Source organism: Streptomyces sp. A012304 (genome assembly GCF_026008495.1).
GTDB lineage: Bacteria > Actinomycetota > Actinomycetes > Streptomycetales > Streptomycetaceae > Streptomyces.
Window position 1 is genome coordinate 1 of record NZ_BQUN01000167.1, and the last position, 568, is coordinate 568.

Here is a 568-nt window from a genome sequence, read left to right on the forward strand (position 1 = left end):
AGTGGCACCACGCGGTGCTGTCCATGTCCGGCTCCACCCAGAGCCTCTACCTCGACGGCAAGCTCTCCGGCACGATCGCCGGGAAGCAGCCCGTCCAGACGAACCTCACCCACAACCAGATCGGCGCCGCCCACGCCACCACCCCTGCCTCCTGGCCCGGCTGGGGCTCCACCGCCGCCAAATCCTTCGCGGGCACCATCGACGACGTCGCCGTCTACCACCACCCGCTGGGCTCCGCGGCCGTCACGGCCCACTTCCGCGAGGGCGGCCGGGCCGCCGACGTCCTGACGAAGACGACCCTGCCGAGCGGCCGGATCGCCTCCGAGGTCCAGTACGACGCCTCACGCGACCGGGTCGAGGAGTACACCGACCGCAACGGCGGCACCTGGAAGATCGGCACCCCCGCCGTCTTCGGCAACGACCGGGACCTGCGCCGCACCGTCGAGGTCCACGACCCGATGGACGCCCCGTACTTCTACGAGTACGACGGACTGTCCTCGCGGCTGCTGCGCTACGGCGAGCCGATGGCGCTCGGCGCCCGCGAGTCCGTCACCGCCTCCCCGTCGCC

Annotated in this window: 1 protein-coding gene; it reads left to right on the top strand. The window is 72.0% G+C overall.

Translation table 11 applies throughout. The features are described from left to right. Positions 1-23 precede the first annotated feature (23 nt). The coding region (locus ALMP_RS35380; RefSeq protein ID WP_264935864.1) for a LamG domain-containing protein at positions 24-568 on the top strand (545 nt) is incomplete at its 3' end.